5 protein-coding genes are annotated in these 6,601 nt (G+C 67.3%); 1 reads left to right on the forward strand and 4 read right to left on the reverse strand.

Features of this window, described 5'->3' with window-relative positions; translation table 11 throughout:
• Positions 1-76 precede the first annotated feature (76 nt).
• The 4 genes from AAHM44_RS15025 to AAHM44_RS15040 all read right to left on the reverse strand — a co-directional run bounded on the left by AAHM44_RS15025 (position 77) and on the right by AAHM44_RS15040 (position 5,275).
• Entirely contained in the window at positions 77-2,110 is a 2,034-nt protein-coding gene (locus AAHM44_RS15025) for a malate synthase G (protein ID WP_342250494.1), read from the reverse strand.
• A gap of 79 nt (positions 2,111-2,189) precedes the next feature.
• Entirely contained in the window at positions 2,190-2,639 is a 450-nt protein-coding gene (locus AAHM44_RS15030; RefSeq protein ID WP_269575519.1) for a MarR family winged helix-turn-helix transcriptional regulator, read from the reverse strand.
• Positions 2,640-3,055: 416 nt separating this feature from the next.
• The gene (locus AAHM44_RS15035; RefSeq protein ID WP_342250495.1) at positions 3,056-4,462 is read right to left on the reverse strand and encodes a coniferyl aldehyde dehydrogenase; all 1,407 of its coding nucleotides are present in this window, start codon (positions 4,460-4,462) and stop codon (positions 3,056-3,058) included.
• Positions 4,463-5,275: a prepilin peptidase gene (locus AAHM44_RS15040; RefSeq protein ID WP_342250496.1), complete on the reverse strand. Its 813-nt coding sequence runs from the start codon at positions 5,273-5,275 to the stop codon at positions 4,463-4,465.
• Positions 5,276-5,380: 105 nt separating this feature from the next.
• Here AAHM44_RS15040 and AAHM44_RS15045 point away from each other — a divergent pair, with 105 nt between their 5' ends.
• Entirely contained in the window at positions 5,381-6,568 is a 1,188-nt protein-coding gene (locus AAHM44_RS15045; protein ID WP_342250497.1) for an acetyl-CoA C-acyltransferase, read from the forward strand.
• Positions 6,569-6,601 lie beyond the last annotated feature (33 nt).

Here is a 6,601-nt window from a genome sequence, read left to right on the forward strand (position 1 = left end):
TCCTACCCCGGCCCTCTCGCAAGCGTAACGACCCAAATGCGCTTTGGGTCCCCCTTTTTGCGAATAGCGAGCGATTTCAGCGCGCTACAGCCTTCGCTTCGGCGCGAAACCTGTGGAGAAGTGGTTCGGTATAGCCGTTCGGCTGCTCCAGCCCCTCGAAGACCAGCGCTCGCGCCGCCTGGAAGGCAAGGCTCGTATCCTCGTTCCCCGCCATCGGCAGGTAGAGCGGATCGCCCGCATTCTGCGCGTCGACCTTGGCCGCCATCCGGCTGAGCGCCGCATCGACATCCGCCGCCTGCGCCACCCCGTGGAGCAGCCAGTTGGCCATGTGCTGCGAGGAGATGCGCAGCGTCGCCCGGTCCTCCATCAGCCCGATGTCATGGATGTCGGGCACCTTGGAGCACCCCACCCCCTGATCGATCCAGCGCACGACATAGCCAAGGATGCCCTGGGCGTTGTTGTCGAGCTCCTGCGTCACCTCCTCGGCCTGCCAGTTGCGCCCCTCGGCCAGCGGCACGCTGAGCAGCGGCGCCAGCGGCGGGATCGCCTCGCCGGCAATCGCCTCCTGCCGGGCGAAGACATCGACCTGGTGATAGTGGAGCGCATGCAGCGTAGCCGCGGTCGGGCTCGGCACCCAGGCGGTGTTGGCTCCGCTCATCGGATGCGCGATCTTCTGGGCGAGCATGTCGGCCATCCGGTCCGGCGCCGCCCACATCCCCTTGCCGATCTGCGCCTTGCCGCTCAGCCCACACGCCAGCCCGATGCGGACATTGCGGTCCTCATAGGCCTTGATCCAGTCCGCCCCCTTCATCTCGCCCTTGGGGATCATCGGCCCGGCGCGCATGCTGGTATGGATCTCGTCGCCGGTGCGATCGAGGAAGCCGGTGTTGATGAAGACGATTCGGTCCTTCACCGCATGGATGCACGCCGCAAGATTGGCCGAGGTCCGCCGCTCCTCATCCATCACGCCCACCTTGATCGTGTGGCGCGGCAGCACGAGCAGGTCCTCGACCGCATCGAACAGATCGTTGGTGAAGCCGCATTCCTCGGGCCCGTGCATCTTGGGCTTCACGATGTAGATCGAGCCCGTCCGGCTGTTGCGATACCGGCCCATGCCGCGAATGTCGTAGAGCGCGATCGTGCTGGTCAGGATCGCGTCGAGCACGCCCTCGGGCGCCTGGCTGCCATCGGCAAGATGCAGCGCCGGCGTAGTCATCAGATGCCCGACATTGCGGACGAACAGCAGCGCCCGGCCGGGCAGCGCGCCGCGATCGGGATTGAGCCGCCGGGTCAGCGTCCGCCCCCCCTTGTCGAAGCTTTCCTCCAGGTCGCCGCGCATCAGCCCCAGCCAATTGGCATAGGCGGCAGCCTTGTCCTCGGCATCGACCGCGGCGATCGAGTCCTCCAGGTCGACGATCGCGGTCAGCGCACTTTCCAGCACGACATCGGCGATGCCGGCGGGATCGTCACGCCCGATCGGATGCTCCCGGTCGATCACCACTTCGATGTGCAGGCCATTGTGCCGGAACAGCCAGGGCCCGACCTGCTGCAGCGGATCGGCCAGTACCGGCTCTCCGCTCAGTTCCGCCCAGCTCCCGTTCGCCAGCGGCACCGCCTTGTCGAGAAACGCCTTGGCATAGGCGATCACCTCGCTCCCGCGCGCCGCATCATAGCCGCCCGGCTTCGCCGCGCCCGGCAGCGCATCCGTCCCGTACAGCGCGTCATACAGGCTGCCCCAGCGCGCATTGGCCGCATTGAGCACGAAGCGCGCATTGAGCGCCGGCACCACCAGCTGCGGCCCGGCCATGGTCGCGATCTCGGGATCGACGTTGCGCGTGCCGATCTCGAACGGCGCCGGTTCGTCGACCAGATAGCCGATCTCGCGCAGGAACTTCTCGTCGCCCGACAGCCCCGGATTCACGTCGATCATCGCCTGCAGCGCATCGCGCTTGGCCAGCAGCGCCCGGTTCTCCGGCGCGAACCGGGCGAAGATCTCCGCCACGCCGGCCCACCACCCCTCGGCCGCGATGTCGAGCCCGGGCAGCACCTGCTCCTCGACGAAGCGCGCGAGCGGCTCGGCGACGGACAGGCCGGAACGAATGACGGTCATGAAAATCCTCCTGCGACACGATACTCAAGTGTTCGCCTGGGGAGGGCCCGCCCGGCTTAGGCGATAGCTGTCCCCCGGATCAAGCCTTATGCTCCAGATCCTGCACCGCGCCCTCGATCCGGTCCAGCATCGCGCGCAGCAGTACGCGCTCCTCCGGGGTGAACCCGGCGAACACCTGCTTCTCCAGCTCGATCGCCTTGGGCGCCACTTCCTCGTACAGTTCCCAGCCTGCCTTGCTCAGCGTCAGCAGATGGGAACGCTGGTCGCCCGGATTGCTCGCCCGGCTGATCAGCCCGCGCTCGGACAGCGCGATCGCCGCCCGGCTTACGGTCACCTTGTCCATCCGCGTCCGCCCGCACAGCGCCTGCTGGCTCATCGCCCCGCCCTCGGCCAGGATCGTCACGAGTCGCCACTCGGGAATCTTGAGCCCGAACAGCGCGCGATAGGCGCTGGCCACTGCGTCCGACACCGCGTTCGAAGCGATCGACAGGCGATAGGGCAGAAAGTCGTCCAGCTTAAGCACGGTCATGGCGCACACTCATTTATCGTATTTCTGCTTTCGCAACTGACAACGTTGGCCAATTGCATTTTTTGCAATGCTACCGGTAACATTACGCACTTGCGATATGAACCGCTGCGATGCACAAAGATCGGGCCTTTCAGGCATCCTCTCCTAAGACTTTCACGGCCGTCCTTCGGGGCGGCCTTTTTTTTGCGCGTAACGGGCGGGCGGATCAACATCCCCGCGCCGATCGATAGCACAAGGCACTCTCTCGCTTCAGTTCGCGGCGAAGTGGACCATTCCCCATCCTTCCCCGGAGGGGGACCGCCAGCGTCAGCTGGTGGTGGAGGGGTAGCGCGCCTCAAGCGACATGGCCCGTGGAGAATACCCCTCCACCAGCCTGCGGCTGGTCCCCTCCCCCTCCGGGGGAGGATTGGATTCGCCTACTTCATCTGTCGCGCGATCGCCGCCCGCGTCTTCTTGCCATAAGGCGGCTTGAGCCCCGCCAGCCCGGCCACGTCCAGCTTCGGCTGGCTGTACACCGCCTTGGCGTGGCTGAACGTCCGGAAGCCGATCTCGCCGTGATAGGCACCCATCCCCGACGGGCCGATGCCGCCGAAGGGCAGCTCTTCCTGGCTGACATGGAAGATCACGTCGTTGATCGTCGCCCCGCCCGAGATCGTCCGGTCGAGCACCTGGCGCTTCTCGCCCTCATCCTTGCCGAAATAATAGAGCGCCAGCGGCCGGTCGCGCCGGTTGACCTCCCCGATCGCGTCCTCGACCTTCACGTAGCGCCGCACCGGCAGCACCGGCCCGAAGATCTCCTCCTGCATCACCGTCATGTCGTCGGTCGGGTTGCGGATGATGTGGAGCGGCAGCTTGCGCGAATTGGAGCTTCCCAGATCCTCGTTCGCCGGATTGACCGCGATCACCTCGGCGCCCTTGGCCCGGGCGTCCTCGATCCAGCCGGTCAGCCGCTCATAATGCCGGTCGTTGATGACGGCGGTATAGTCTGGATTGGAGAGCAAAGTCGGATACATGCGCGTGGCCGCGGCGACGAGGCCGTCGACCACCTCGGCCTCCTTCTCCTCGGGCACCAGCATATAGTCGGGCGCCAGGCAGATCTGGCCGGCGTTGAGCATCTTGCCCAGCGCCACCCGCTCGGTCGTCTGTGCGATGTCGGCGGAGCGGCTCACCACCACCGGCGACTTGCCGCCCAGCTCGAGCGTCACCGGCACGAGGTTATCCGCCGCCGCGTGCAGGATGTGCTTGGCGATCCCGGTCGCGCCGGTGAACAGCAGGTGGTCGAACGGCAGCTCGGCAAAGGCCTTGCCCGCCTCGGGCCCACCGCTGACAAAGGCCAGCTCGGTCGCGTCGAAATAGCGCCCCGCCAGCTCGGCCATCACTTCGCTGGTCACCGGCGTGTATTCGCTGGTCTTCACCATCGCCCGGTTGCCCGCGGCGAACACGCCGGCCAGCGGGCTCACCACCAGCTGCACCGGGAAGTTCCACGGCGCGATGATCCCCACAACGCCCTTGGGCTGGTACTCGATATGCCCGCGCCCGCCGAGCAGCCCGAGCGGGAACAGCACTGGTTTGCGCTGCGGTTTCGCCCAGCGCGCCAGATGCTTGAGCGCATGCTTGAGCGGCCCGACCGAGGCGGCAATGTCGGTGATCATCGATTGCTCGCGGCTGCGATGCCCGAAATCCTCGCTCAGCGCGTCGCAGAGCTTGTCGGCATTGTCGGAGACCATCGCGATCGCGCGCTTCAGCCGGTCGCGGCGGCTGTCGAGCGAAACGGGCAGTTCGGCCATGAAGGCCGCACGCTGGGCGTCAAGCAGGTCGCGCATCTATCGATCCTCCCCTTTATCGTGTTGCAGTATGACACTAACGGCGGATGGTGGCGGCGGGTTGATCGCCTGCCCCAGCCACACCGCGAATGCGGCCGCCGCGAGCATCACGCCGAAGGGCAGCCGGTCGGTCGCGGTGATCCTGCGTCCGCCCAGCATCAGCCCCAGCACGCCCGCCAGTCCGATCAAACAGGCTGCAAGCAACACCAAAGGTAGCGCCTGCCATCCGAGCCACAGCCCGATGCCGCCGAACAATTTGGGGTCGCCGCCGCCCAGTCCCTGGCGTCCGCGCAGTCTCCGGTAGCTCCAGGCGACGATCCACAGCACCCCGAAGCCCGCTGCGCCGCCGATCAGCCGGTCCTGTAACGCCGGCTGTAACCCCATGAATCCCGTAGCCAATCCGGCGATGGCGAGGGTCGCGGTCAGCTTGTTGGGCAGCCACAATGCCTCGATGTCGAGCGCCGCCAGCGTCAGCAGCAGCCAGCCGAACACGGCACCGGCGGCTCCCGCCGGATCGGGCGAGGCGATGGCCGCGGCAACGCCGATTGCGCCCCCCACCAGCTCGGTCAGGACATGTTGTACGCGGATCGGTGCACCGCATCCCCGGCAGCGCCCGCGCTGGAGAAGATAGCTCAGGACCGGGATCAGCTCACCGGCGCGCAGCCCCTTGGCGCAAACATCGCAGGCAGAGCGTCCGGTAGTGATCGCTTTTCCGGCGGGCCAGCGTATCGCCAGCGTCGCGATGAAGCTGCCGAAGACCAGCCCCAGCACCCCCAGCAGCACGGCCCATCCCCAGACCGGGTCAATCGTCATTCGCCACCCCGATCCGCTCCATGGCCCCGTCATGCCGCAGCGTGTCACTTTTGCAAACGATCACTTCCGATACTAGATGGACCCAAACCAATGAGAGGATCCCAAATGTCCGCCGACGACGTCGTCATCGCCTCCTATGCCCGCACCCCGATGGGGAGCTTCCAGGGGGCGCTGACCGAGGCTTCCGCCACCGATCTGGGCGCCGCCGCGGTGGGTGCCGCGGTCCAGCGCGCGGGGCTGAAGGGCGAGGCGATCGAGCGGATCTACATGGGCTGCGTCCTCCCCGCCGGCCTCGGCCAGGCTCCGGCGCGCCAGGCCGCGCTCAAGGCCGGCCTGCCCAATCACATCGAGGCGACCACGGTGAACAAGATGTGCGGCTCGGGCATGCAGGCGGCGATCATGGCCGCCGAGGCGCTCGCCGCCGGCTCGGTCGACATGCTGATCGCGGGCGGCATGGAGAGCATGACCAACGCCCCCTATCTCTCGCTGCGCCACCGCGCCGGCGCGCGCATCGGCCATGACGTGCTCAAGGACCACATGTACCTCGACGGGCTCGAGGATGCCTATGAACCCGGCAAGCTGATGGGCAATTTCGCCGAGGAAGTGGCGCAGGAATATCAGTTCACCCGTCAGGCGCAGGACGATTTCGCCATCGCCAGCCTCGAGCGCGCCAAGGCCGCCCAGGCGAGCGGCGCCTTCGATCGCGAGATCGTGCCGGTCGAGGTGAAGACCCGCAAGGGCGTGGTCCAGGTCGCCGCCGACGAGCAGCCCGCCAAGGGCGATCCGGCCAAGATCCCCACGCTCAAGCCCGCCTTCTCGAAGGACGGCACCATCACCGCCGCCAACGCCTCGTCAATCTCCGACGGCGCCGCCGCGCTGGTGATGACCCGGCTGAGCGTCGCCGAGAAGCTCGGCCTCACGCCCGTCGCCCGCGTCGTCGCGCATGCCGCCCATGCCCATGCACCGGCCCGCTTCACCACCGCCCCGGTCTTCGCGATGAAGAAGGCGCTGGCAAAGGCCGGCTGGGCGATCAGCGATGTCGACCTGTTCGAAGTCAACGAGGCGTTCGCGGCGGTCGCGATGATCGCGATGAAGGAGCTGAGCCTCGATCACGCCGTGCTCAACGTGAATGGCGGCGCCTGCGCGCTCGGCCATCCGATCGGCGCGAGCGGCGCCCGCGTCCTCGCCACCCTGCTCTCGGCGCTGGAGACGCGCGGCGCCCGCCGCGGCCTCGCCTCGCTCTGCATCGGCGGCGGCGAAGCCACCGCGATGGCAGTGGAGCTGCTGGACTGAACTTGAACTGCTCCCCGGGGGGGGGGGGGGGGG

Origin of the sequence: Sphingomonas sp. OTU376 (genome assembly GCF_038440415.1) — a bacterium.
GTDB classification, from domain to species: Bacteria; Pseudomonadota; Alphaproteobacteria; order Sphingomonadales; family Sphingomonadaceae; genus Sphingomonas; species Sphingomonas kyeonggiensis_A.